General features: G+C 34.1%; 23 protein-coding genes, 1 other RNA gene and 1 pseudogene. 21 read left to right on the plus strand and 4 right to left on the minus strand.

Translation table 11 applies throughout. The features are described from left to right. Positions 1 to 350 precede the first annotated feature (350 nt). From OPR50_RS02930 to OPR50_RS02945, 4 genes are all read left to right on the plus strand, one after another. A complete protein-coding gene (locus OPR50_RS02930; protein ID WP_265024246.1) occupies positions 351 to 1,862 on the plus strand; it encodes a cytoplasmic incompatibility factor CifA in 1,512 nt (503 codons plus the stop codon). A 62-nt stretch (positions 1,863 to 1,924) separates the two neighbouring features. Further along, complete coding sequence (locus tag OPR50_RS02935; RefSeq protein ID WP_265024247.1) at positions 1,925 to 2,977, plus strand: periplasmic heavy metal sensor; 1,053 nt, start codon at positions 1,925 to 1,927, stop codon at positions 2,975 to 2,977. Positions 2,978 to 3,276: 299 nt separating this feature from the next. Beyond that, the gene (locus tag OPR50_RS02940) at positions 3,277 to 4,023 is read left to right on the plus strand and encodes a hypothetical protein (RefSeq protein ID WP_265024248.1); all 747 of its coding nucleotides are present in this window, start codon (positions 3,277 to 3,279) and stop codon (positions 4,021 to 4,023) included. Between the two features lie 65 nt (positions 4,024 to 4,088). Further along, positions 4,089 to 5,414, plus strand: coding sequence for an IS4 family transposase (locus OPR50_RS02945; protein WP_265023871.1), 1,326 nt, complete (start codon positions 4,089 to 4,091; stop codon positions 5,412 to 5,414). Positions 5,415 to 5,782: 368 nt separating this feature from the next. On the opposite strand, the gene glmU is transcribed toward OPR50_RS02945, so the two are convergent. Next, a complete protein-coding gene (gene glmU / locus OPR50_RS02950) occupies positions 5,783 to 7,075 on the minus strand; it encodes a bifunctional UDP-N-acetylglucosamine diphosphorylase/glucosamine-1-phosphate N-acetyltransferase GlmU (RefSeq protein ID WP_151808042.1) in 1,293 nt (430 codons plus the stop codon). Beyond that, positions 7,076 to 8,119, minus strand: a complete 1,044-nt coding sequence (gene pheS, locus OPR50_RS02955; RefSeq protein WP_265024249.1) for a phenylalanine--tRNA ligase subunit alpha — start codon at positions 8,117 to 8,119, stop codon at positions 7,076 to 7,078. Positions 8,120 to 8,265: 146 nt separating this feature from the next. On the opposite strand from pheS, the gene OPR50_RS02960 reads away from it, so the two are divergent. The 14 genes from OPR50_RS02960 to ispG all read left to right on the plus strand — a co-directional run bounded on the left by OPR50_RS02960 (position 8,266) and on the right by ispG (position 18,788). After that, positions 8,266 to 9,966, plus strand: a complete 1,701-nt coding sequence (locus OPR50_RS02960) for a hypothetical protein (protein ID WP_265024250.1) — start codon at positions 8,266 to 8,268, stop codon at positions 9,964 to 9,966. A 67-nt stretch (positions 9,967 to 10,033) separates the two neighbouring features. Continuing rightward, positions 10,034 to 10,630 (plus strand): riboflavin synthase, encoded by a 597-nt coding sequence (locus tag OPR50_RS02965; protein ID WP_151808045.1) that lies wholly within the window; start codon positions 10,034 to 10,036, stop codon positions 10,628 to 10,630. A gap of 57 nt (positions 10,631 to 10,687) precedes the next feature. Next, positions 10,688 to 11,278, plus strand: a complete 591-nt coding sequence (locus tag OPR50_RS02970) for a CvpA family protein (protein WP_015588828.1) — start codon at positions 10,688 to 10,690, stop codon at positions 11,276 to 11,278. Between the two features lie 124 nt (positions 11,279 to 11,402). After that, positions 11,403 to 11,732, plus strand: a transfer-messenger RNA (tmRNA) gene (gene ssrA, locus OPR50_RS02975). A gap of 23 nt (positions 11,733 to 11,755) precedes the next feature. Further along, positions 11,756 to 12,193 (plus strand): ClpXP protease specificity-enhancing factor SspB, encoded by a 438-nt coding sequence (locus tag OPR50_RS02980; RefSeq protein WP_006279412.1) that lies wholly within the window; start codon positions 11,756 to 11,758, stop codon positions 12,191 to 12,193. A gap of 200 nt (positions 12,194 to 12,393) precedes the next feature. Then, positions 12,394 to 12,612, plus strand: a complete 219-nt coding sequence (locus OPR50_RS02985; RefSeq protein WP_006279413.1) for a hypothetical protein — start codon at positions 12,394 to 12,396, stop codon at positions 12,610 to 12,612. Between the two features lie 13 nt (positions 12,613 to 12,625). Then, on the plus strand, positions 12,626 to 12,886 hold the full coding sequence (locus tag OPR50_RS02990; RefSeq protein WP_255324035.1) for a type II toxin-antitoxin system RelE family toxin: 261 nt from the start codon (positions 12,626 to 12,628) through the stop codon (positions 12,884 to 12,886). A 97-nt stretch (positions 12,887 to 12,983) separates the two neighbouring features. Then, positions 12,984 to 13,205, plus strand: a complete 222-nt coding sequence (locus tag OPR50_RS02995) for a hypothetical protein (protein WP_265024251.1) — start codon at positions 12,984 to 12,986, stop codon at positions 13,203 to 13,205. Beyond that, positions 13,196 to 13,471, plus strand: coding sequence for a type II toxin-antitoxin system RelE family toxin (locus OPR50_RS03000; RefSeq protein WP_264723710.1), 276 nt, complete (start codon positions 13,196 to 13,198; stop codon positions 13,469 to 13,471). Before OPR50_RS02995 ends, OPR50_RS03000 begins: the two co-directional genes overlap by 10 nt. A 171-nt stretch (positions 13,472 to 13,642) precedes the next feature. Further along, positions 13,643 to 13,921 (plus strand): YggT family protein, encoded by a 279-nt coding sequence (locus OPR50_RS03005; RefSeq protein ID WP_006279515.1) that lies wholly within the window; start codon positions 13,643 to 13,645, stop codon positions 13,919 to 13,921. Continuing rightward, positions 13,922 to 16,036 carry an FtsK/SpoIIIE family DNA translocase gene (locus tag OPR50_RS03010; RefSeq protein WP_182309617.1) on the plus strand — a complete coding sequence of 705 codons (2,115 nt, stop codon included), beginning with the start codon at positions 13,922 to 13,924 and terminating at the stop codon, positions 16,034 to 16,036. Positions 16,037 to 16,190: 154 nt separating this feature from the next. Further along, positions 16,191 to 16,664, plus strand: coding sequence for a hypothetical protein (locus OPR50_RS03015; RefSeq protein WP_265024252.1), 474 nt, complete (start codon positions 16,191 to 16,193; stop codon positions 16,662 to 16,664). 197 nt (positions 16,665 to 16,861) lie between these two features. Continuing rightward, complete coding sequence (locus tag OPR50_RS03020; protein WP_070356736.1) at positions 16,862 to 17,482, plus strand: TRP75-related protein; 621 nt, start codon at positions 16,862 to 16,864, stop codon at positions 17,480 to 17,482. Positions 17,483 to 17,507: 25 nt separating this feature from the next. After that, positions 17,508 to 18,788 carry a flavodoxin-dependent (E)-4-hydroxy-3-methylbut-2-enyl-diphosphate synthase gene (gene ispG, locus OPR50_RS03025; protein ID WP_264339243.1) on the plus strand — a complete coding sequence of 427 codons (1,281 nt, stop codon included), beginning with the start codon at positions 17,508 to 17,510 and terminating at the stop codon, positions 18,786 to 18,788. 101 nt (positions 18,789 to 18,889) lie between these two features. On the opposite strand, the gene OPR50_RS03030 is transcribed toward ispG, so the two are convergent. After that, the gene (locus OPR50_RS03030; RefSeq protein WP_265023871.1) at positions 18,890 to 20,215 is read right to left on the minus strand and encodes an IS4 family transposase; all 1,326 of its coding nucleotides are present in this window, start codon (positions 20,213 to 20,215) and stop codon (positions 18,890 to 18,892) included. Positions 20,216 to 20,527: 312 nt separating this feature from the next. On the opposite strand from OPR50_RS03030, the gene OPR50_RS03035 reads away from it, so the two are divergent. The 3 genes and pseudogenes from OPR50_RS03035 to OPR50_RS08755 all read left to right on the plus strand — a co-directional run bounded on the left by OPR50_RS03035 (position 20,528) and on the right by OPR50_RS08755 (position 23,454). After that, complete coding sequence (locus OPR50_RS03035) at positions 20,528 to 20,710, plus strand: WD_0736 family protein (RefSeq protein WP_265023843.1); 183 nt, start codon at positions 20,528 to 20,530, stop codon at positions 20,708 to 20,710. A gap of 81 nt (positions 20,711 to 20,791) precedes the next feature. After that, entirely contained in the window at positions 20,792 to 22,258 is a 1,467-nt protein-coding gene (locus OPR50_RS03040) for an IS4 family transposase (RefSeq protein ID WP_264339584.1), read from the plus strand. Positions 22,259 to 22,513: 255 nt separating this feature from the next. Continuing rightward, positions 22,514 to 23,454 (plus strand): annotated as a pseudogene (locus OPR50_RS08755) (IS5 family transposase). A 156-nt stretch (positions 23,455 to 23,610) separates the two neighbouring features. On the opposite strand, the gene gyrB reads toward OPR50_RS08755, so the two are convergent. Continuing rightward, the gene (gene gyrB, locus OPR50_RS03060) at positions 23,611 to 25,998 is read right to left on the minus strand and encodes a DNA topoisomerase (ATP-hydrolyzing) subunit B (protein ID WP_265024254.1); all 2,388 of its coding nucleotides are present in this window, start codon (positions 25,996 to 25,998) and stop codon (positions 23,611 to 23,613) included. Positions 25,999 to 26,201 lie beyond the last annotated feature (203 nt).

Here is a 26,201-nt window from a genome sequence, read left to right on the forward strand (position 1 = left end):
AGCAGATACTGCTGAACAGAACTTAAGAGCGAGGTTAAAACCCACTTAGTTAAAGCCACCAGCACTTCTCCGGTTAATTGTATCAATATACTTCTGAAAACAACATATCTATTGACCTTATTCTTGGGAATATAAATAGCGCAATGTCAAAAAGTGCATCACCTATGGTCTCCAAAAAAAACTTAGTGGTAGCTGTTAAATCAAGATTTCCAGAAGATACCCAATAATTCCAGACATATCTCTCCAGGCCTATTTGTATATAAAATAGGTCTTTTTGGAGTAGTTAGGTATTGTAACTTAGTTACAAATTTAGTACCATAGCGTTGTTTTCATGATATAGGGAGGTTTAAATGCCAATAGAAACAGAGCGTCACGCTGCGGTACTTAAAAAACTACAAGATGTGATAAAACACGAAAATCCTGACATTGTGGCTGGAAGGAAGTTAGCTATTAAAAGGTGGGTCGAGACCTATGTAGATCACATAAAATGCTTTAAGGATGATAAGCTGGAGTTTTTGTGCCTCATATTCAAAGATGAAGGTTGCTGGGTAAAGTTAGATAAAGACAAGCCAGGTACAAGGTTAAATAATACTTTTTTGCGTGAAAGGGTTACTGAAGAAAAAATAGATGAAAGAGATAATTCGCTTCGCATAAGAATAGATAATCCACTCCGCAGATACGAGATGGCTTGTAGTTACTGTGTGGTAGATAAAATCCATCAGCTCTTTGAAGAAAGATTTAAAGCTTATAAAAAAAGGGTTCCTTCTGGTGCATTTAAAGGCAAAACTGAAACTGAAATTAACGAATACGTACGAAAATCCCTGTTAGGTAGTATGAAGAGAAATGGTGATGTATTTAACTTCTGGATCGATAAAGAATCTGGGGAATTAAAGCAACCTAGTAATGCAGAAGAGGGTTTTGACAGTGCTGTAAAACTTAAGTGGAGTGAAGGAGTAGAGTATTTTTATAATCTGTTGAAAGAAGAAGATAAAGAAAAGAAGCTCACAGAAGCTATTCTTGCTCTGTCCCGCGTTCAATCTGTTGAGAAAGATGCTCCTATTTTAGATTTTTGTGTAAATAACATAACTGATAAAGGCGTTCTTTTACAAAGATTGCTACGAAAAGATAAGGGAGTGTATGCTCTTCTTGCTGAATTAATAGACTCATGTTTTTTTGATACAGTTCATGATTTGATGCAGTGCTGGTGTTATAGAGGACTTTTAGAACAAGGAGATCATTCGGACAAGATATTCTCACAGCGAGAATATGAAGTTCTTCTTTCATCAATTTCAAATGTAATGTTGAAAAATCCTGAGTCAAGTGTTCAAGCAAGATCTCTTATTATGAAGATTTGGGAGTGTGATAGACTGAGTGAATACAAAAAGGCTGCTGTTAATACTTCTAATTATACAGTTCACATAAGTGGTATGCTTGCAGGATTAATAGTCAATTGGAAACGAGAAGATGTTTGTAAGCCTGATGGGAAAGAAGAAATAGAGAAAGAAGAAATAAAAAATATAATCTTATTTGCTCGAGATTCCTTTCCTGAAAAGTTTTCACTTTTTAAAGAAGTCATGATAGAAAATCTTAGATTATGTGGCAGAGAAGGAAAGAAGGAAGGTATGGACTACGTCAAGTTAGCAGAAGAGTTATTGTTTTCTAAGTTAGAGAGAGAACCCTTACCTGCTAGGAATGGTGGTTCCAGAGTAATAGTAGAAGCTGAAGATCCCAGTTTTTCTCGTTCTCCCATAAGACATGATGCTTCTGGTGATGGGCCAGGGTCCGAGCTTGAATCTCCTGATGTGAGTCCTTCTGGTTCTCCTGAGAGGAAAAAGCCCTTTACGCCTAGTGGTAATAAGTAGTCTTTCATCAATGTAAGTGGTTTTTCTGGTCCTAGTAAATAGAGAGGTGTTTTGCGTCTTTAGTGAGAAGTTTAGTAGATAGAGATCTTGAGGGTTTTAGACGAGAATTTGAGTCTTTTCTAGATCGTTGTCCATTTTTCTTGCATCATGTGGGTGTAGGTCATTTCCTTCTTATATTCTTTTTTAGTATGTTTGCTACTGCACATGATGCTGGAATTTTAAGAACAGATGAAAAAGTATATTTTCGTTTTGATAATCATGGTGTTAATCCGCGTACAGGCAGAAATAGAAATACAGGAAACCTAAAAGTTGCTGTTTTGACTCGTAATCTTGACGGACAGCAGGTTGTAAGATGTTACAGCATTTCTGACGTCCCTAATAGTGATGGGTTAAGGTTCAGTACAAGGGAAAGAGATGCTCTAGTGCGAGAGATTAGACGGCAAAATCCAAATTTAATGGAAGAACACCTAAGCTTTGAGCAATACAAAGTATGCATGCATGGAAAGGGCAAGGGTCAGGGAGAGAGAATTTCAACAGTATTTGAAGTGATTCGTGAAGAAGATCATGAAGGTAGAAGTGAATTTGGCGAATATTCAGCATCTGAGGTTAATTATATTAGACGAGAAATTTTACATGATCATAGAGTGAACATTCGTCACTTAAGACGAGAAATAAGAAGACTTGATAGACATGACAGAGTTGCGGCAGGACTTAGACGCGCCAGAATAAGGCAAGGACTTGATAGAATCATTACTTTTGCACAAGTAGCACCAGGTCAACAACGAATTGACAATTTTATAGAGATGATAGCAGGAAACGAAAGGCAAGATGTAAGAGATAGAATGTACGAAGAAATTTTGCCATACATAACTCGAATCTATCGTCGTTACGCAGACAGACTAGAAAGTGATATTAGAAATCGCAATCAAGAATTTGAGGGTCACGGATTTTTATTAGGGTTTTTAGCAAATTTTAGTCATCTCCACACGATAGATATTGACCTTGACTTGTCTACTGAAAATTCATGTGTTGTTTTCCTTGTACATCGTCAAGAAGAGAGAGAAAACATTCCTATCGTTATTAAGGATGGAGGACGCCTTCTGGTGCTGCATTAAATCGCGCTAGAGGTAATGCTAAGAGATTACATACTTCTTCATTTATACCTGTTCATACTGAATCAGGATATGCTGTTTGTGTTGGATTAAATTTTAATCCATATATAGATCTAGATCCTTTTAGTGTTGATACAGTAGAACTTCAACAGGATAGATTTCCTTTAGTAGAAAAATTATTTGAGCGTGTACGAAATAGACAAGACAGACAAATTCAAGAGGAAACTAGAAATTTTTTACTACATCATCTTCCACGCGAAATACCAATAGATGAAGGTAATCGCGATAGGAGATTTGATTATATGACTGGTTTTGCTTTTGGGAGTAGTGCTTTTGATATACACCCTGTACGACTAGAAGAAGATGATGAAGCATATGTAACAAAATACATATTTAGATACAATAATCAGAATTTAAGAAGAAGCGTTTTAACTATGGTCTTGCATGCTCAAGATTCTGATGTAGTTATACTTCATATTAGAGCCAGCAATGATATACAACTAGAGGCAATCCGTTTACCACAAGATAATATTGCTGCTGTGGGTGTAGTGACATACACACTTAATGATCGATCTGGAATAAATTCTAATGCAGTTAGATTTAATACACCGGAAGATTACCTGCTGGGGAATAGAGGTGATTTGCTTGGTGATCAGCTTGTAGAAATTCCCAATGCTGAAAATGTACATGGTATTTTAGAGGGAGTTATGAATGATGACTGGCAAGATGGTGCTCAGCACGGAGAACTATTTACGGCTATTTCCAGAGTATTAATGCCAGAAGATATGAATGGTAATGCAATAATAGATGTAGATAGCGAGGACAAGTTTCGGTCTATATTGCATGGTGTATTTTATACTTGTGACAATCCTGATAAAGTGATTGCTGGGTACAAGGTAGGTCAAACATATAGTTCCGATATAAGAATGGTAGGAGGAATAGTGGAGCGAGCAAATACAAGAGTTGCAGAGCATAGATTAGATCTCCTATTATTAAGGCAACCTACAGAGAATGATTCAGATACCATACGCGTCAAGTTAAGGAAATAAAGGTATGAAAGAGATAGAATAATAAGGTATAAGTTCTCCCAGATATACTTTTAGTGAGAGAACCAATGAATAAAATAACTTGCTTATCAAAAAAGCTCAAAGAAATTTTTAATGAAAAAGCAGAGAAAATCTCAATTACAACAAGGTTTATAAAAAGAAAGAGAAAGCTAAAAGGTTCATCATTCGTAAAAGCCATGGTCTTGGGTAATATAGGAGTTGATAATTGTAGCGTAGAAACAATGTGTCAATTACTAAACGAGGACTCGATAGATATAACAAAACAAGGTTTGGATTTTAGATTTACTGAAGAAGCAGTGGAATTTATGAAAAGGATGTATAATGAATCTGTGATTCTCTTTAAAAATATCTTGCAAGTTGATTGCAAAATCTTACAGCAATTTAATAGTGTTAAATTATTGGACAGTAGCTATATTACTCTACCTAACAGTATGGAAGAGATGTATAAAGGTTATGGTACTAGCTACAGTGGCTATGAAAGCAATACTAAGTCTGGAATAAAGTTACAATTAGTTTTCGACTACATGAATCAGATAATAGACCAACTTAATTTAACGGAGGGGGTAAGATCAGACCAGGGATATAGGAAACATTTAAGTAATATATTAAGCAATGATTTGCTAATATCTGATCTCGGTTATTTTGTGCCAAGTTCTTTTAAACAAATCAATGAAATAGGAGCTTATTTCATAAGTCGTTATAAATCCGATACCAACATATATGATGTAGAAACAAATCAAAAAATGGAGTTATTAGAATGTTTAGAGGATAAGTTATTTTTAGAAAACGAGGTATTGTTAGGAAAAGAAGCAAAAATTAGAGTAAGAATTATATGTCAGAAACTAACTGAAGAACAGTCTATGGCCAGAAGAAGGAAAGCTAATAGATTAGCAAGATCGCAGGGATATACATCCTCTAAAAGAAATCAAAAATTGTTGAACTGGTCAATATTTATAACTAATGTTCCAGAAAATAAAATTAGTGCTGAGCAAGTATTAACGATTTACAGAGTAAGGTGGCAAATTGAGTTATTATTTAAATTGTATAAAAGCCATATCAGGCTTGATAAGCTAAAAGGAAAGCCATGCAGAGTATTATGTGAACTATATGCTAAATTGTGCGCAATTCTTATATTTCACGGCATAGTTGGTTGCACAGAAGTGAAAAAGAATACAGAACTTAGCTTAACAAAGGCATTTATTGAGCTAAAAAGGCGGGTTAGAGAGTTATTTTTAGTATTAACCAAAATTAATAGTTTAAAAGCATTTCTTAAAAAACTCACTATAACTTGGTCGCGATTTTCATTAAAAGACAAACGTAGAAGGGCTAGAGTATCCACTTTAACCTCTCTAAATTTGCTCACAATCTCTTAACTTGACGCGTATGGTTATTATAAGCTTACTATTACCCACAAATATAAATGTTTGTTGCATAGCTCTTAATGGCATAACTTTTGCTTGAAATAACTGTTTATATGGTGCAATTTACAGCTTTTAGTTGCTAAAATTATAACTCTTAGTTTAATAATTTTAATCTAATAAGCTTTCAGGTTAATAAAATTAAATTATTTGAGTAAATACAATACTATGTTTTTATTTGTGGGTAATAGTAAGGTTATGATAAGGGGGCTGGCGGAGTTTGTCAAGGAAGTTTTTTTGTTTCTATTCCCAATAAAAGTTTGTTATATGGTTATGCAAGAAGTCTAATATTAAAAATGACACAACAACATAATTAAATTAGACTACTTTATTCTCTTAGTTACTTGCTTTTCTCTTGCTATTGCAAGGCTTTTTTCTGGTACATCCTCAACTATAACACTACCTGCTGCAATTACAGATTCATCATGAATATTAAGCGGCGCAATTAGTGAGCTATTGGCGCCAACAAAGCAATTGCTCCCTATATTCGTTTCATGTTTATTTTTCCCATCATAATTACAAACAATAGTGCCTGCTCCTATATTACTCTCCTGCCCTACTTTAGCATTTCCTATATAACTTAAGTGTTTTATTCTAGTGTTTTGACCAACTTCACTTGTTTTCACTTCCACAAAATTTCCTATTTTTGCCTTATTACCAATTGTTGTGTTTCCGCGTATTCTGGTAAATGGACCGACCTCAGCATTACTTTTAATTAAGCAGTTTTCTAAATGCGAAAATGGCAGTATTTTCGCACCAGACTCTATTTTCACTCCAGTACCGAAAAAAACATATGGGTAAATAACTGAATCTCTGGCAATTTGCGTATCAAGAGAAAAGAAAACAGTCTCTGGTGCAACAAGCGTTACTCCGGAGTCGGTAAAAATTTTTCTTTTATTTTCTTGAAAGTAAAACTCAGCTTTTATAAGGTCATTTCTGTTATTTATTCCCGTTGCTTCTTCTCCACCGGTAATAACGTAACCGACATTTAAATTACTCTTCACTGCAATGGAAACTATATCGGTCAAGTAATATTCATGAGTTGAGCTATTGCACTCTATTTTCTCCACCAATTCACGTAAATTCTTTGCACATGCAACCATTATTCCAGCATTTGCAAGAAATTCTTCATGATTATTTTTATCACTCTTTGCTTCTACGATTTCTCTTAAGGAACCATTCTCAATAATTAACCTACCGTATTCTTTATTGCTTGTCCTAAAACCTAGGCAAACTAGAGCCTTGCCTTCTAAATAACTAATCATTTTAGTTATTGTGCTGCTTTTTATGAGCGGAGTATCCCCATACTGCACAACAACTATGCTTGAATCTGGCAATTCTCTTAGGTTTCTCATCGCAGTTTTGACCGCATCTCCCGTGCCAAGTGTTAATTCTTGTGTAATTAACTGTATATCCTTAAAACACTTTAGTCTTTCAATTAAAGGCTGATCAACTACAACAGCAATATTTTCAGGATTTAACTGTTTTGCATTGTAAATGACATGCTGGAGCATGGAAAAACTGCCTATTTTGTGTAGGACCTTAGGCAAATCTGAATTCATCCGCCTGCCATGCCCTGCAGCAAGTATAACGAACGTATGAGTTTTACTTATCACTTATCTTAAAGATGAAAAATGAAAACCGTAATGATCAAGCCAGCTGATTTTGTTGTCATAAAAGCTCCTCAAGTCGCTAATTTGATATTTTAGCATTGCAAGCCTTTCTATACCAATGCCAAACGCAAAACCGTTGTATTTAGTATGGTCTATTCCAACATTTTGAAATACATTTGGATGCGTCATACCGCATCCCAGTACTTCTATCCATTTACTACCTTTATAACTTATGTCCACTTCCGCAGAAGGCTCGGTAAAAGGGAAAAAACTATTACGAAAACGTATCTTCAGCCCTTTATCGCCAAAGAACTTATTAAGGAAGTGATGAATAGTAAATTTTAACTGGCCCATATTGACATTCTCATCGACATATAACCCCTCTATTTGATGGAACATAGGGGTGTGAGTTGCATCAAAGTCGTTTCTGTATACTCTACCTGCGGCTACTATTTTAATTGGGAATTTTTTTGTTTTTTCCATGGTTCTAATCTGTACAGATGAAGTGTGAGTGCGCAGTACCATTCTTTTATCGTTTATTTTATTCTTTAAGTAGAAGGTATCTTGCTCCTCTCGTGCAGGATGATGACTTGGAGTATTCAGTGCATCAAATACATGAAATTCATCTTCAATATCAGGGCCATCAACTGCTTTAAAACCCATATGTGCAAAAATAAGCTTTACTTCATTTATAACCTTACTGAGTGGATGGACCTTGCCCATTTTTTCTGGTCTAACGGGCAACGTGATATCAACTGCCTCGTTCTGCAATTTAAAGTTAACTTCTTCTGTTTTTAGCACATTTTCCCTATTCATGATAAGATGATCTATCTTATCACGTAAAGCGTTAATCACTGCACCTAAATCACGCTTTTTCTCTGCATTTTCTATCTTTTTTAAGTTATCAAAATACGCTCTAACTACACCCTTTTTTCCCAAATATAATAGCCTAACTTTTTCTAAATCTTGCAAAGAAGAAGCATTCTCAATTTCGGAAACTGCTTTATCTTCAAGTGAAAGTATGTCATCTAATAACTCTTTATTCATCTTAAAAACGCTGGCTTAAACTTTCATTATAGTGAAATTTTAAATATCATCAACAATCCGAAAAATTGCCCTATTCTGATTATTAATTTATTGACTAATTAATCTTTTTTATTTACCTTTGCGTTGATGAATTTGCTGTATCAACTATGCACAACAGTAACACTGAAACTAAGAATAAGTATAAAATAGAGGATTTACCTAAGCTCTTTAAGGAAAAATCCAGAAACATAAGTAAAGCATTTTCTAGCGAAACAATTAAGATCAGTGCTATTCGCTCGAGAAGTATTGAAAGCAATATACAAAAATTTTCATTTGAGCTAACAGCAACAGATAAAGACACCTTTAATATAAGATTATTTCGAATAAACCCTTTAATTGATTTTTTCAAAATCTGCCTTTCCCGGGAAAAAAAATTTACAGCCAACATAAAAGTGCCCAAAGAAAGCAGTGAACTATATAATAACTACTGTAAAACTAACAGTTATAAAACTGTAGAAGAATTCGTAAATAGTGCTCCGCCTCAAATCCTTCTGCAGGGCACAACGATAACGCTACAAACAGACGTTGAAAACATTAACCTGGACAACTTGTACCAAATCGAGTTATTTCTAAATGAAAAGCTACAACATGCAGAAAAAACTGAAAATGAAGACAAAAAAGAACAGAGTGAAACTAACCAAAAAAATGCACAAAATAAACAAATCGTACCAGTTACAGGCCTGTTTGGCTATAATTTAACAAGTAGTAAAAAGCAAGTGATGCGGGTTCCAATAGTTGTTGCTGCAATGCGTGACAATTTTTTTTGGTTTGGATCTTCTTTTCGGCTATCCAATTTTTTTAATACAATACAATTCTTCTTTCAACAGCCACCAAAACTGTCCATACGAAACCAGAGGGCTTTGACTTACCATCCAACACTTCAAGAGACAAAACAGGACAAGGTAACACAAAAAGATGGAATCGACGAAAGAAGAATAGAAGACGTCACAATGCTTATTTCTGATTTCGGTCAAACTACTTCGCACACAGAGTATTTTAAGGCTAACAGAAAAAAGAAGTCAAAAAAGCAGACCAAAGAACTATCAGAGAAAGAAAAACCATTAGCCATAAAACAAGCACAAAATGATGCTAGAGTAGCTATGATAGATAACCAAATTGAGCACAGGGGGAAAAAACTCGATAAAATATTTATTGAAGTGATGAGTGGATACAAAAATCAAGATCCAGAAACATTTTGCAATATTTTCAGCTCAGTATTCAATATTGTTTACTTTCAAGATAAACAATTACATGCAATATTAGAGCCAGGCGAAATATCAGAAGTATTACAGATACTCGAAAGGCCACAACCTCTTAGTAACTCACTTTTAGGTAAAGAATATTTACAAAAACAAGTATATAGAAAAAAAGAGCAATTGCTTAAATTAGTTTCAGGTGTTTATATACAACAACCTTCTCCACAACATGAAAATACTCCTCATAAATCTACAAACCCTTTACCAATTAAAGATCTTTCACCAGCAACAAATGAAGCTAAAACTCTACCACCTACTAACATTACACTCAAATCACCGTTAAAAACTGTATTTTCCTCAAAAAAGGCTTATTTTTGTCTATTTATAATAGTAGCATCTGCATCAACACTTTGCTTATGGCATTTTCCATTAGGAAAAGTGTCAATGTTAAAAGGATTAGTGCCACCAGAAAAAAGGGAAAGTATTGGGTTAGCATTGAACATAGGGTTGCCAATATTAATCGCGCTGTGTATTTTGAATTTAGCTCGCTTTATATATTCTGAATATTCTATAGAATCTATTGAACAGAACAAATCTCCTTCTCGCATTTAAACTTACCCAAAATGTAAACAAGTTGTCCTAAGAGATCTTTCATGGTAAAATTATTTATTTTCACCATATGTTTAAAGGAATTATCACGGATATCGGGACTATAACTGATACTACCACTCACTCCAACTCTGATCAAATTTTCCATATCAAGACACAAAATTTATCCTCTATAAATAAAGGAGATTCAATAGCTTGCTCTGGTGTGTGTTTAACTGTTGTTGATATAATGAGCGATATATTTACAGTCCAAGCATCTCAAGAAACTATGAAGGTTGCTAACTTAAATACGTGGAGAATAGGAAAAAAAATAAATCTCGAACAAGCAATGAGATTAAGCGATAAGATCGATGGCCACCTGGTTCAGGGTCATGTTGATGGGATAGTAAAATTTTTAACAATTAATCAAAATTTAGATTCTCATGAAATCAAACTATCGTGCCCACAAGAATTAATTAAATTTGTTGCAAAAAAAAGCTCCGTTACACTAGATGGGGTTTCCCTCACAGTGAATTCAGTTATTAATCAGGAATTTACAGTAAATATCACTCCCTATACATGGGAAAATACAACTTTTCAGTACAACAAAGTAAATGATTATTTGAATTTAGAAATTGACATGATCGCTAGGTATTTAGATCAATTGATGCAGCATAAATACAATTAATTTTACAACCTTGTTATTTACAACTATTATATCTTGAAAACCATATAGATATAAAACATGCTTTTCGATAGCCTAATTATCTTCATTGTTGTTCTATGCGTAATAATCTCGGTAACTAGAGGCTTTATAAAAGAGCTATGCGCACTAATGTTTCTATTTTTATCGGTCTTTCTGACAGCTAATCACTATGATTTTTTCACTCCAAATTATAGTAAATATTTTGATTCTAAAGTTACACTAAACATACTTTCTACAATCTCTGTATTTATTATACTTAATCTTATATTCATGATAATAAATAACTGGCTAATGTACATATTATTACCCATAAGGTTGGGGTTTATCGATAGAGTTACTGGAATCTTTCTCGGAGTGCTTAAAGGAATATTGCTCTCTTATGTATTATTTTTTGCTGTGCACTTATATTGCTACACAGTATATGACAAAAAAGAGGGAGAGTATAAAATAGAAGCAGAAGACATATTGCCTAATTGGATAATAAATTCACACTCTTATCAGGCTTTATTTGTGACAGCAGAAGAAGTAATTGACATGTATGTACCAGAGTCGTTGATACTAAAAATAAAAGAGATCGGTGGAGAAATGGTTGATCAAGAAAAACCTAAAAACAATAAAAAAGAAGAGTAAATATTTATTTATAAATATTTTCATTGGGAGTATTCAAAAAGCCATATGTGTCAGGTTAAGAGCACAGAATTTTTTACTGGAAATATTAATTTTGTTTTAGCAATAAATCAACTTAAGGTCATAATATCTTGACATTTATTTAATGTTGCTATATAATGGCTATGTACATTTTGTGTACTATAGCAATAAAATTACCTTGTAATAGGTGTATTGGACCCGAGGGCAGTACTCGGCGCCTCCACCATGTTTTTTAATTATACGGGGGCGATTAAGGATCGACATGCATAGTAAAGATGGTAGCTTTGCTCGGTTAGACACCACCGCTAAGAGTTCATAATTTAAATGCAAACGATAATTTTGCTGCTGAAGAATATCGTGTTGCTGCTTAATTTAGCACAACCGGTTTATTACTAAAGCACGGTTTAGGGAACGCCGGGTAACAGAAGTTCCCCCAAAATTTACGTATGTGAAAGTTATATGGAGCAAACAGATTACAAAAAACTGCTTAATTCTGCTAAGTTTCAAGTTATCAAAAAGACTTTAGATGTTATATCAGGTAATGGTTTTATCCCTCACTTAGAAATATTATTTTTCACATATTTTAATGGTGTGACCATGCCAGATCGTTTGAAAAAGTCATACCCTACTCAAATGCTTATTATATTACAGCATCAATTCTATGATTTAAAAGTTTCTGAGGATAAATTTAGCGTCAGTTTGAGTTTTCAAGGAAAACAAGAGCGAATTACTATACCGTTTTTTGCTATTAGTGAGTTTCGTGATAAAATTTCAGGAGATGTTTTAATATTTGACAAAATCAGTATCGACTCTGATAAAGAATACAAAAGTGAAAAATGTACTGAAAAACTGTCAAACGGTAGTATTATATCCATAGATCAACTGCGTGATGAGTAACTGCTCATCTTTATAAACAAAAAATATTAATAGAAAAAAGTGGTCTAACTTAAGTAATAGAATAGAGGGTAGATAAGTATGCTAAATCTTTAATTATTTATTAACGCAGGTGGCAAAATTTTTCTTACATATCATCAACTTCCTTTATTGAAAAATTCAGAAAAATGTTGTATAATTATTAGTAGACTTTGGTAAAACATATGACAGATTCAGGAATTAGTATAACTTTTGACCCAAAAACTTCACATAACCTTACTAAGTTAGCTGAAATCACCAAGGAATCCGTTCAAGAACTAGCAAAAAGGTTAGTCATCGAAGGAATCGAGTGCGAAGTAGAAGATATTGCGTTATATAAAACTATTAAGGAATGTGAGGATGTAGACTGGAACACAGTACTATCTGAAAGGGAGAGGACATAAACTGAAATACGATATTGTCTACTCAAAAAACTTTACTGAAAGAGATTTTCTAAATCTTCCAAAAACAATAAGATCAAGGATTACAAAAGCGATAAACGAGCGGCTTACAACTGATCCAATTAAATTTGGTAAACCATTACGTGGCAGGCTAAAAGGGTATAGAAGAATAAGGGTTAGTGATTATCGAATTATTTATACTGTAAATATTGCAAAACATAAGGTGTTTGTTGCTACAGCAGGACATAGAGACACCATTTATGAGAAGGCTACTTGATAAACATTAAATATATTTTTATACAGCCCTCCTTCCTTTCTTTATTGAAAAATTAAAAAAAATGTTGTATAATTATTAGTGGACTTTGGTAAAACATATGGCAAATTCAGGCATTAACATAGCTCTTAGCGAAGAAACTTTAAAGCATCTTGCTGAATTATCTGAATTTACTAAACAGCCCGTTCAAGAATTAGCAAGAAAACTATTTAGAGAAGCAGTTGAGCTTGAAATGGAGGATTTTTTAGTATCTAAAATTTCTGATGAGCGTGATGTTGAAGGTGCAGAAACAGTTGATTTTGAAGATATTAAGTGGGATTAGAGCGTTACAAGGTTAAGTCTCTAAAGAGTGTTGTTGAAAAAGATTTACCAAACCTTCCAAAGACAATAAGGCTAAAAGTTCAAAAGGCTATAAAAGAACGTCTTACAGTTGACCCAATAAATTTTGGTGAACCACTACATCATAACTTAAAAGGACGTAGAAGGCTAAGAGTTGGTGACTATCGTGTAATTTACAGAGTAAATCAATTAGATCATATAGTAACTATCACAGAGATAGGACATAGAGATGATATTTATAAGAAATAAATATCAACATTAATATATATTATACACCCCTCCTTCCTTGTCCATTCTCTACTTTAGGTGGCTTTGCGCAGCTCAAAAAATGAAGTTTTTTTTGGTTCAGCAAAAACAACATTTTGAGTTTGAAAAGGCTAAATACTTGTCTTTTATATAACTTTCGTGTAATAGATATGTATGCATCCAATCATATATCTACTCAATACGTTACTTGATCTTTATAGCTTCATTCTAATATGTTGGGTTGTCCTAAACTGGCTGGTTAAACTTAATATGGTGAACATATATAATGAAACTGTCAGTAGCATAATGCACATCTTGAACCAATTGACATATCCACCACTAAAGATTATTAGAAGATATATACCACCGTTCAACGGATTAGATTTATCTATAATGATATTGCTAATAACAATTCACTTTGTAAAATATACAGTAGCTTACTACTTTAGGTAGATGTTAAAAAAATATCTAAAATCAGCAATATATCTATCCCTTTTAATATATATATATATATCAGTTTTTAGCTATAACTATAAAGATCCTTCCTTAAACACGGCTACAAATGAGGAAGTGACAAATTTAGGTGGAATAGTAGGTTCATATTTAGCTGATATATTGGTTCAATTTCTTGGATTAACTAGTGTTACAATAGCTACAACCATAGTTTACTTGTTGATCTTCAGGCCAGCAAAAATACTGCTGAAAATTCTCTATTTAATATTAATCAATTTAGGGGTATGTGCTATATTACCACAACTTTCGCTAGGCATCACAGCAAGGTACAGACACAGTGGAATAATAGGGAATGCACTCGTTAATAACTGCCCGTTTTATGTATTTGTGATAGTAACATTAATAGGTCTTGTAGGATCTGTTGGTTGGAAGAGAACAATTTACTCTCTATTCTTCTTATGTAAAAAAATAGCTTGCTTATTTGTAAATGTTCCATTCTTCAGATCACATAAAACTGCTGAATATTCAGTTGCACCATTAGTAGTAGAAGAAAAACATAAAACTAAAATCACTACTAAACAACAACCAAAAGAAAGACAGAAAAAAGCCACCAAAGAAATTTTCAGTGAGTTCGAATTTCCAAGCATTCATTTACTTTCCAAAGCAGAGGAGTCTTTGCAGAGAAAACAGCTGAATGAAATGGAGAGCAATAAAAATTTATCTCTGCTGGAACAAGTCCTGAGTGATTTTGGCGTGCAAGGAAAAATTATCAGTGTATGCTATGGGCCGGTTGTGACTTTATACAAACTTGAACCACAAGCTGGTACGAAATCTGCAAGAGTAATTGGCCTTGCAGATGACATTGCACGTTCGATGAGTGCACTCTCTGCACGTATTTCAATAATTCGTGGGCAAAATGCTATGGGAATAGAGTTGCCGAACAAGGAACGGGAAATTGTAATGCTGCGTGATTTGCTTGAATCACCAGAATACCAAAATGCAAACTTAAATCTTCCAATTGCGCTTGGCAAAGAAATAAGTGGAAAACCAGTTATTGCAGATCTAACTAAAATGCCTCACTTGCTCGTTGCTGGAACCACAGGGTCTGGTAAATCAGTTGCGATTAACACTATGATTCTTTCACTCGTTTATCGATTAAGTCCTGACGAATGCAAGATGATAATGATCGACCCCAAAATGCTTGAGCTTTCAATATATGATGCAATACCACATCTAATAACGCCAGTAGTAACAGAGCCAAAAAAGGCTGTAGTCGCTCTTAAGTGGATAGTGAAAGAAATGGAAAACCGCTATCGCATGATGTCGTATTTGAATGTACGCAATGTTATAAACTATAATCAAAAAATCACAGAAGCGATGAATAGTGGAATAGAATTGGAGCGCGTTGTGCAGATTGGCTTTAACTCAACAACAGGCAAACCTCTGTTTGAAAAAATACCAATCAAGATGGAAACATTTCCGTATATTGTAGTGATCGTGGATGAAATGGCAGATTTGATGCTTGTTGCCGGCAAAGAAATAGAGTGCTCTATTCAACGCTTAGCTCAGATGGCTCGTGCTGCAGGAATACACATCATAATGGCAACACAACGCCCATCTGTGGATGTGATCACAGGTGTGATAAAGGCGAACTTTCCAACGAGAATCAGTTTTGCTGTTACTTCTAAGATAGATAGCCGTACAATACTTGGCGAACAAGGGGCTGAACAATTGCTCGGCATGGGTGACATGCTCTATATGGCCTCTGGTGGTAAGATCATTCGAGTTCACGGCCCATTTGTAAGTGATAATGAGGTGCAAGATATAGTTGATCATCTGAAAATGCAAGGTGAGCCAAACTACATGGAGGAAATCACTAAAGAAGATGAAAATTCTTCTACAGAGTCACACGATGAAACGGAGGATGAAGAAAATGACCTCTATAACCAAGCAGTGGCCATCATTCAAAGAGATCAAAAAGTTTCAACCAGTTACATTCAAAGGCAGCTTAGAATAGGCTATAACAGAGCAGCAAACATCGTTGAAAGAATGGAAAAGGAAGGTATTGTCAGCGCTCCAAATTACTCAGGGAAAAGAGAGATATTGGTTGAATAACAATCTTGTAATACCTTAATTTAAATTTCCGCACTTTCAAAAAGCAAGTCAAACAAAATTATTAAAAGGTCAATACATAATGACAGTTAATTTAATAATAATTTAAACATTGGGAATGTAAAATTATAATATATTAATTAACTAGGGGGTTAAAATGGTAAAAGGAATTTTGTGCAATTGGTTAGGTGTAACAGAATTGCAAGAAAGTCAAAAAATTGATGCTGAGCAGTTTGAAAAAGTTTTTGGTGCATTAAAAGAATGGCAAGAAGCTCAAAAGATAGATGTTGAGCAGTTTGAAAAAGTTTTTAGTGCATTAGAAGACAAGATTGGTACTAAGCAGTTTCAAGCTATGCAAGAGCACTTAAACGGCCTGCAAGAAAAAGTGGAAACACTTGCAGAGGCAGTAGCAGATCAACAAAAAATAATGGCAATTTGTATCATAGTCAGTGCTGTTGCCGCAATAGCAATAACTAGTTTTGTTGCATTCTGTATCTATCAGGGAGTTAAGCTTGATAAAGAGAAGAAAAACGACTTATCTAAAGATACGCCAGACGCAAAACTTAGTAATGTAGATACTACCGATGGTACTGAAAAACTACAGAATAACTTAAAAGTTGCAAACATATAGCTGCATAACACTTTTCTTGAAAAGGTGTTACGCAACTTGTAACACCTTACTCTTCTCTTAGTCTGCGTAGGTTTTTTTGATAGCAAACATATCACTTTTTAGAAAAATATTTGTATTGTAAAGTTAGTAAAGATTCTGGTTTACTTAAAGTTTGTTAATTGCTATCTTTTAAAACACGATATTTACTATAGCACCATATGCTTAGGGTTTTTTCTAAAATTTTATTTATATTAATGTTTTTGGTTTCTAGCTTTTTTACTGTGCATAGTGCTGAAGCTAAATCTAAGCTCAGTAAGAGATACATACCTCCTGGTAACCCTGGTGGTGCAAACTTTCATACAGATGAGGATTTTGCTGAGTCATATAAACTGTATGAGAAGCGTAGGGAATTGCTCAAGAAAAAAAAATTACAAGATCGAGCTATAAATAAAGAAGATCTAATCAAAAAATTAAAAGAGAAAAAAATTGCTAGTCTTGATAATGAGCCAAATGACATGGAAGCTTGCATAGTCGACGATGAAGAGAGCACTATGATAAATCAGCATGGTATTAATATCGCACGTTTAAGGGGTGCTGTATTTATAGATCAAGAGTCAGTTTTCCAGTATGAAAATAAGCAGCATGAAAGTGAACAACAAGAAGAGAAGAAAGTTACTTCAACACGAGAAAAGAAAGTTTCTCCTATAAATGTCACTATAAAAGAAACTCCATCAAGAAGAACGTGCTCACATGATTCTATTGCTAATTTGGATAACGTAGATGCTTATAGTTTGAATGGTTCAAGTTCATTTGGCAGTGTAGCTGACACAGTAAAATAGTATCACAATATTGGCCATTAATAATATGCTAGATAAAGACCTGATATTGAATGATAATACATATGAATTATCGCAGATTTCCAGGCACAAAACTCATGTTGTAGAAGTTGGAAAAGTAAAGATAGGCGGAAATAATCCTGTAGTTGTACAATCTATGGCGCTTGGTGTGCATATAGATTCTGATAATATAAAAAGTAGCGCAAAACATTATGCAAAAGAAATAACAGAACTAGCGCGTACAGGTTCAGAATTGGTGCGAATTGCCTTGAACTCAGAGGAGGTAGCAAGAGCCATACCTTATATAGTAGAAGAGATAAATAAAGAAGGTTTTGACGGTAAAATATTGGTAGGCTGTGGTCAGTATGAGCTAGATAAATTAGTTCAAGATTATCCAGACAACATCAAAATGCTGGGTAAAATTAGGATAAACCCAGGCAATATAGGTTTTGGCAACAAACGTGATGAGAAGTTTGAAAGGGTTATAGAGTATGCAATAATGCACGATCTTCCGGTTAGAATTGGGGTAAATTGGGGTAGTCTTGATAAATACCTTTTGCAAAAATTGATGGATGAAAACTCTTCGCTTAGTAATTCAAGGCCTTCTGACGTTATACTGCGCAAAGCACTTGTAATGTCTGCTCTTGATAGTGCAAAAAAAGCTGAAGAAATTGGTCTAAATTCAAACAAAATAATCATTTCATGTAAAGTTAGCAAAGTACAAGATTTAATTTTAGTTTATATGGCACTTGCAAAATCTTCCAATTATGCGCTGCATTTGGGTTTAACTGAGGCTGGTATGGGCAATAAAGGTGTGGTAAATACCGCAGCAGGGCTTACTTATTTATTGCAAAATGGCATTGGAGATACAATACGGGCTTCTTTGACTCAACGTCCTGGTGAATCGCGTACTAATGAAGTGGTGGTGTGTCAGGAAATATTGCAGTCTATAGGCTTGCGACACTTTAACCCTCAGGTTAATTCATGTCCTGGTTGTGGGCGCACGAGTAGCGATCGTTTTCGTATATTAACTGAAGAGGTGAATGGCTATATAAAAACTCATATGCCGATGTGGAAGAAAAAAAATCCAGGTGTAGAGCATATGAACATTGCTGTTATGGGATGCATAGTAAATGGTCCTGGAGAAAGCAAACACGCAAATTTGGGAATCAGCTTACCTGGATATGGAGAAAAACCTGTTTCAGCAGTCTACAAAAACGGCAAATATTTCAAAACTTTACAAGGTGATAATGTCTCTGAAGAATTTAAGGCAATTATTGATAATTATGTGAAGAAGCATTACACGTAACCTTTCACGGTTAATTAATAGATAAATCGCAAATAAAAAAGAAAATTAAACCTTGTTTTTCTTTTTTCGTTGGGAATGTTCAAAAAAGCATACGCGTCAAGTTAAGAGATTGTGAGCAAATTTAGAGAGGTTAAAGTGGATACTCTAGCCCTTCTACGTTTGTCTTTTAATGAAAATCGCGACCAAGTTATAGTGAGTTTTTTAAGAAATGCTTTTAAACTATTAATTTTGGTTAATACTAAAAATAACTCTCTAACCCGCCTTTTTAGCTCAATAAATGCCTTTGTTAAGCTAAGTTCTGTATTCTTTTTCACTTCTGTGCAACCAACTATGCCGTGAAATATAAGAATTGCGCACAATTTAGCATATAGTTCACATAATACTCTGCATGGCTTTCCTTTTAGCTTATCAAGCCTGATATGGCTTTTATACAATTTAAATAATAACTCAATTTGCCACCTTACTCTGTAAATCGTTAATACTTGCTCAGCACTAATTTTATTTTCTGGAACATTAGTTATAAATATTGACCAGTTCAACAATTTTTGATTTCTTTTAGAGGATGTATATCCCTGCGATCTTGCTAATCTATTAGCTTTCCTTCTTCTGGCCATAGACTGTTCTTCAGTTAGTTTCTGACATATAATTCTTACTCTAATTTTTGCTTCTTTTCCTAACAATACCTCGTTTTCTAAAAATAACTTATCCTCTAAACATTCTAATAACTCCATTTTTTGATTTGTTTCTACATCATATATGTTGGTATCGGATTTATAACGACTTATGAAATAAGCTCCTATTTCATTGATTTGTTTAAAAGAACTTGGCACAAAATAACCGAGATCAGATATTAGCAAATCATTGCTTAATATATTACTTAAATGTTTCCTATATCCCTGGTCTGATCTTACCCCCTCCGTTAAATTAAGTTGGTCTATTATCTGATTCATGTAGTCGAAAACTAATTGTAACTTTATTCCAGACTTAGTATTGCTTTCATAGCCACTGTAGCTAGTACCATAACCTTTATACATCTCTTCCATACTGTTAGGTAGAGTAATATAGCTACTGTCCAATAATTTAACACTATTAAATTGCTGTAAGATTTTGCAATCAACTTGCAAGATATTTTTAAAGAGAATCACAGATTCATTATACATCCTTTTCATAAATTCCACTGCTTCTTCAGTAAATCTAAAATCCAAACCTTGTTTTGTTATATCTATCGAGTCCTCGTTTAGTAATTGACACATTGTTTCTACGCTACAATTATCAACTCCTATATTACCCAAGACCATGGCTTTTACGAATGATGAACCTTTTAGCTTTCTCTTTCTTTTTATAAACCTTGTTGTAATTGAGATTTTCTCTGCTTTTTCATTAAAAATTTCTTTGAGCTTTTTTGATAAGCAAGTTATTTTATTCATTGGTTCTCTCACTAAAAGTATATCTGGGAGAACTTATACCTTATTATTCTATCTCTTTCATACCTTTATTTCCTTAACTTGACGCGTATGGATACCACTACACTGTGAATTATACACCTAGTTCATATTTTTCTACGCTTATTTTATATTCCCTAAAACAGAAAAAGCCTTCCTCTTCCTACTCTTTCTTCCTTGGCTAATCCATAGTTAGCGTCTTTTGCACATGTGCGTTGCATTTTTTAATCTTCTTTAAAAACTTGACAATACATGACAACACTGGTATGTTAAAAATATAGTTTTTGTGAGGTATTTATGGTTAACAATAAAGAAAAACATCAAATAGCGTTTTGCGTTTCAGCCGTTACATTCTTAGCTGGGTTATCATTAATCGCAACTGCAATTGCAGTGGGTACCGTACCTGCTATAGCTGCTTGTCTAGTGATAGGAGGAATTTTGACTGTCTTGTCTGGTGTGCAAGCTTACTATTACCCATAAGTATATAAATAGTAAAAAAGCTGATATTTTACTAATTCAACTTTCTATTATAAATGGATCTATGGTCTAAAAATGGAATATATGATGAAAAGAACTATAAATACTTCAACTGGCGAATGGGCAGAAAGTGAATTTGGAATTGTTAATTTTGGTGATATAAGATTAAGTAAAAGGCTTCTAAAAATAGTTAATAGTTTTGCTGAATCGCCTGAGCGTTCAATAAATCAAGCTTGTGAAGATTGGCATCAAAGTAAAGCAGCTTATAGATTTTTCCAAAACGATGCCATTTCTGAGAGAAAGATATTAGAAAGTCATATAATTAAAACTGTTGAAAGAGCTAAAGAATACTCAACTATCTTAGCTATCCAAGACACGAGTTATATCTCATATAAAAATCATAAAAAGACCGAAGGATTAGGGATTATAGCAGCAAGATTAACATCTAAAACAACTAATTTTAAAACACATGGATTAGTGATGCATACAACGTTTGCAGTTACAACAGAAGGACTGCCTATAGGATTATTGGATCAAAAAATTAGTACTAGACCCTCCTTAGCTGAAGACCTAAAAGAGTTGAAAAGAAGAAGCCATAATACTGCTGTTCCCATAGAAGAGAAAGAAAGCATACGGTGGATAGAATCACTTAAATATTCTACTAATCATCCTGGATTAAAGGATATCAAGGTAGTTACCGTCTGTGACAGAGAAGCAGATATGTATGATTTATTTGAAGTTGCTTCCACTAATCAATCTCTTTTTGTAGTAAGAGGAAATCAAAACAGAACAATAAATAAGAAGTCGACTTATTCTGAAAAAGGTGGTGAAAGGTTGTGGGATCTGATGAATCGCATGTCTTGTCAAGGAGAAATACAAGTGAATATTCCTGCTCGCAATGATAAACCTCAAAGAACAACAGTTTTAGAAGTAAAGTTTAGCAACTTTGTGATGAATGCATCAAAAAATAACGCTAGACGTAAAACCCAAAAACTTCCTAATTTAAGTTTAAATGCTGTCTATGCTATAGAAAAATACCCCCCATTTGGCGAAGAGCCTGTGAACTGGATTTTGTTGACAAATATAAATATTAATAATTTTGAAGAAGCAGTAGAAAAAATACAATGGTATTGCTTAAGATGGAGAATAGAGGTTTTTCATAAAATTTTGAAATCTGGTCTTAAAGTTGAAGAATGTAGGCTCCAAGCAGCAGATAGATTAATCCGCTTTCTTACAATAATGAGTATAATTGCATGGAGAATATTTTTTATCACACTAGTAGCTAGAACAAATCCAAATCTTTCTTGCACTTTCATACTGACTGACGACGAATGGAAGGTTTTATATACCAAAATGCTTAAGACAAAAAACTATCCTGAGACACCACCACCTATAAGAGAAATTGTGAGGTGGGTGGCCAAGTTAGGAGGGTTTTTAGCTCGCAAAAATGACTTAGAACCAGGCCCTATAGCTTTGTGGAAGGGATGGAAACGTCTCTTTGATTTAGCAGAAGGATGGAAACTTGCTCATGAATTTTATACTTGTGGGTAATAGTAAGTTGTTAGCGGGATCTAGAGATACCGCGAATGAATCGCGGCATGACGTAGGACTGCTTTCATTCCAGTGCTTGACACTGGAATCCAGCCTTTCTGCAATCTCATCGAAAACGTTGTAACCACTTTCTATGCTAGTTTGCTTGTGAGCAACCTGGATTCCAGTGGGCTTTGTTGCATAGCAACTGAAAAAATCTGGTGGCTACTGACAAAATTCATTATAAAATAGCCATTTAACCTTGAAAGAAAAAATATGCCACAAAAAATGAGGGTCAGTAACCATAGCGAATATAACAAATTTCTAGAAAAAAGAGGAAATATTTTTCATTATATCAACGAAGCCATAGAAAAGTGGTACGAGAATGGTCCAAAAATACCAGTTGGCAACAATATTTATAGCGATAAAGTTGTAATTTTGGTGCACATAATAACTTGTTTATTTAGAATAGGCCTGAGGCAAACAGTTGGGTTTATAGCAGGATACCTTGAGCAAATTGGGAAAAATTTGCAAGTTATCAGCTATTCACAATCATCAAGAAGGTTTAAGAAACTCAATATTAAGATCAATGATTGCAGAAAATAATATGGAAGATATCGAAATTGCTATAGACAGTACAGGAATTAGTATATACAACAACACTCCTGGTCATAGCAAAGAAAATAGCGAAGATAGAAAGTATCGCAGCTATGAACAGACAAGAAAATTGCATGTAATGTTGAATACAAACAGCAAAAAAGCCATAGCTGTAAAATACAGTAACGGCTGATCACTATGGAGCTTGTGATTTGCTAAAAGAAGTCGATTTTCAGTATGTCATAAAAGTACTATATGCAGATAGGGCATATGACAGAGAAAAGCTCTATAAGCTGTGTAATCAATATGGTATAAAAACGAAAATTCCTCCGAAAAACAACGCAGCAGAGCATCCAAAGTTAGACTATATGGCTGAGAGAAATGCTGCAATTAGACTAATAAAATCATGCAGCGAAGATGGAATGGAGAGGTGGAAAAGGCAAACAAACTACGGAAAAAGATCTTATATAGAAAGTTTTTTCTCGCGACTGAAACAAACATTCGGGTTTAGTTTTAGGAATAAATCTGAGACAAATAGAGAGAAGGAACTACTTGTTAAATGCTATTTGCTCAATAAGTTCACTGATATTGGTATGGCTAAATTTGAGATAGCTTCATAAATTTATTGTGCGTTACCTACTATCCGAAGAGCGATGCAACAAAGCCATTCCAGTGTCAAGCACTGGAATGACACCGTTATAAAGGAACCAGTGTCAGCTACTTGAATGACACAGTCTTTGCTTAAACCCGTAACGTTCGTACATTTTGCTAAAAGTTCAAATATCAACATCATGCACATTAAGTGCATTGCTATTAATAAAATCACGGCGTGGTTCAACTATATCACCCATTAATATTGAAAATATGGAATCAGCTTCTTCACAATCTTTTATTTCAACCTTTAATAAAGTTCTAGCCTCAGGATTTAACGTAGTATCCCATAGCTGATCAGCATTCATTTCACCAAGACCTTTAAATCTCTGCAGAGTTAAACCTTTTTTACCATAGTCCATTATTATTTTTGCAAGCGTACTTGGAGAAGTGATTCTTATTTCAGTTTCTTGTGACTTTAAAAATGAATCACCATTAAATAAATTACTTATACCATCAAGCAAACTTAATATGTTTTGCATATCTTTGCCTTCAAGCATACTAAGTGCAAATATATATTTGTCTGCCAATCCTTGAAACAATTTAGAGATATGAATTTCTTTTTCTTCATCTTTTATTTCCACTTCCCAAGTGTATTCGCTGTACATTAACTTCAAATACTTTAATATCTCATCAGCCGATGATAGAGCATTCTTTTTGCTTAAAATTAGCAATGACTCTAGGAGATTTTGTGGTATTTCTCTATCATAATTTTTGCTAATATTAGAAGTGCTAACGCATTTATTCAAAATAAGGCGCAAGTCGTTAAATTCTGTAGCTGTACCACTTAGTGTTAGTCTTTTAACTGCTGAGTTTATTATATACTCTTCAAAAGTTTCGTCATCTTTAATATAAGTGTCTTTGGCATTCTTTGTAACTTTATAGAGGGGTGGCTGTGCTATGTATAAGTAACCTTTTTCAATAACTTCACGCATATGTCTAAAAAAGAAAGTTAGAATCAAAGTTCTTATATGTGAACCATCAACATCTGCATCTGTCATGATGATAATTTTATGATATCTAGCTTTTTCAATATCGAAGTGTTCACTCCCTATTCCAGCACCAATTGCAGTGATTAAAGAGCCTATTTCTGCAGATGAAAAAATACGATCTAAACTTACACGTTCTACGTTTAGAATTTTTCCTCTTAAGGCAAGCACTGCTTGTGTTTTACGATTACGCCCCTGCTTTGCAGTACCACCTGCTGAATTACCCTCTACTATAAATAATTCCGATAACTCAGGGGCTTTTTCCTGGCAATCAGCAAGCTTTCCTGGCAGAGTTGCAATATCAATATTGTTTTTGCTTTTAACTAACTCTCGTGCTTTTCTTGCGGCTTCTCTTCCTTTTGCTGACCTAATTGCTCTTTCTACTATGCTTGCTGCCAATTTGGGATCAGTTTCAAGGATTGTGCTCAATTTATCAGAAACTATACTTTCTACAACTGCACGTGCTTCAGAACTAACTAGTTTATCTTTTGTTTGTGAAGAAAATTTAGGATCAGGCATCTTGAGAGATAAAACACAAGTTAAACCTTCTCTAACGTCCTCTCCAGTTAAATTTACTTTTGCTTTCTTTAAAAACCCTTCATTAGTTGCATAGGTATTGATACATCTAGTTAGTGCAGATCTAAATCCTGCCAAATGCGTACCACCATCTCGTTGCCGTATATTATTAGTGAAACACAACATATTCTCATAGTAGGAATCATTCCATTCCATCGATATTTCCAAGCTGATGCCAAGATCGTCTGCATCTCCTTTCATACTGGCAATTTTAGTTACATGTGTCTTATTCTTATCTAAATACTGCACAAAATTTGCTGTACCAAAATTGTCTTTAGATTGATTGCTCTGATTGAAATGAGATTCTGTATATGGTTCATTGCGCAGATCACGTAAAGTAATGTCGATATTTGAATTTAAAAATGCTAATTCTCTTATACGACTTTCAAGCGTTGAGTAACTGAAATTAATGCCATTAAAAGTCTCTGTTGATGGCATGAACGTGACTTTAGTTCCTCTTTTGTTTGTATTTTCGTTGACTACCTTTAAAGGTTCAATAGACTCACCATCTTCAAAACGCATAAAGTGTTCTTTCTTATTGCGCCAAATAGTTAATTCCAACCAGCTTGATAATGCATTCACAACTGAGATTCCAACACCATGTAATCCCCCAGAAACTTTATAGGTATTACTGTCAAATTTACCACCAGCATGGAGTTGAGTCATTATTACCTCTGCTGCTGATATTCCTTCTTCTTCATGAATGTCAGTTGGAATGCCACGACCATTGTCGGTTACTGATACTGAACCATCTTTATTTATGCTAACTTCAATTTTATCACAATATCCAGCTAAAGATTCATCTATTGCGTTATCAACAACCTCATATACCATGTGGTGCAAGCCAGATCCATCGTCAGTGTCACCAATGTACATACCTGGACGTTTCCTTACAGCATCAAGACCCCTTAAGATTTTTATTGCATCGGCATTATAACTATTTTCCATGGTATTGCTTCGTTTATGAATGTTAATTAATATTACATTCATATATGCTGATTAGCAACATTTTTAAACTGATAACCCATATTAAAAGCACAACTTTACGAATGTTTATTTTTGAAGACAGCAAATAGTGTCATTCCAATGTGTCTTCCATAACTGTACGAACATTCATTTTTGAAGGTAAATTGCACAACAGATGATGTCAT

Origin of the sequence: Wolbachia endosymbiont (group A) of Epagoge grotiana (genome assembly GCF_947251775.1) — a bacterium.
GTDB lineage: Bacteria > Pseudomonadota > Alphaproteobacteria > Rickettsiales > Anaplasmataceae > Wolbachia > Wolbachia pipientis.